The organism is Vibrio sp. Vb0598 (assembly GCF_033338935.1).
GTDB lineage: Bacteria > Pseudomonadota > Gammaproteobacteria > Enterobacterales > Vibrionaceae > Vibrio > Vibrio alginolyticus.
The window spans coordinates 1-1,151 of sequence record NZ_JAWOTP010000214.1 but is presented as its reverse complement, the minus strand read 5'-3'; the positions used below and the strand labels follow the sequence as shown (position 1 = coordinate 1,151).

At 48.7% G+C, this 1,151-nt stretch carries 1 protein-coding gene; it reads left to right on the top strand.

The features are described 5' to 3' along the window. Positions 1–1,151: vitamin B12 dependent-methionine synthase activation domain-containing protein (locus R7Q38_RS24180; protein ID WP_318114613.1), on the top strand; the 1,151-nt coding region annotated here is incomplete at both ends.

The following is a 1,151-nucleotide window of genomic DNA, read 5'->3' as shown; positions in this document are numbered from 1 at the left end:
GGAGCTACCACATCCAAAGCGCACACCGCCGTGAAGATTGAGCAGAACTACAAAAATCCGGTGGTTTACGTAAACAATGCGTCGCGCGCAGTAGGGGTTTGTTCGTCATTACTCTCCGATGAACGTCGACCTGCCTTTATAGAAAAACTGGATGCGGATTATGAGCGTGTTCGTGACCAACACAATCGTAAGAAGCCGCGTACTAAGCCTGTCACTTTAGAACAAGCGCGTGCAAATAAAGTCGCGATAGATTGGGATGCATACACGCCACCAGTTCCTGCAAAACCAGGCCTTCATATTTTCGATGATTTTGATGTCGCAACCTTACGCAAGTATATCGACTGGACGCCGTTTTTCATGACGTGGTCGCTGGTAGGAAAATACCCGACAATCTTCAAACATGAAGAAGTGGGTGAGGAGGCTCAGCGTCTGTTCCATGATGCCAATGAGCTGCTTGATCGAGTTGAGCGTGAAGGATTGCTTAAGGCTCGCGGGATATGTGGCCTATTCCCAGCGGCAAGTGTGGGTGATGATATTGAAGTGTACACCGATGAGTCGCGTACCGAGGTTGCTAAAGTATTGCGCAATCTTCGTCAGCAAACAGAAAAGCCTAAAGGCTTTAACTACTGCTTGTCGGATTACATCGCGCCAAAAGAATCTGGCAAACAGGATTGGGTTGGAGCGTTTGCAGTAACTGGCGGTATCGGTGAGCGTGAGTTGGCCGATGAGTACAAAGCGCAAGGCGATGACTACAACGCAATCATGATTCAAGCGGTGGCGGATCGTTTAGCCGAAGCTTTTGCTGAATGCTTGCATGAGCGTGTCAGGAAAGAAATTTGGGGCTATGCAGCGGATGAAAATCTATCGAATGATGAGCTCATCCGTGAAAAGTACCAAGGGATCCGTCCTGCACCGGGTTACCCAGCTTGTCCTGAGCATACAGAGAAAGGCCCGCTTTGGGAGTTACTGAATGTTGAAGAGAACATCGGTATGTCACTTACAACGAGCTATGCAATGTATCCGGGGGCATCAGTGTCCGGTTGGTACTTCTCACATCCAGACTCTCGCTATTTTGCGATTGCTCAGATCCAAGACGACCAATTAGCGAGTTATGCTGATCGTAAAGGTTGGGATAGGATCGAAGCTGAAAA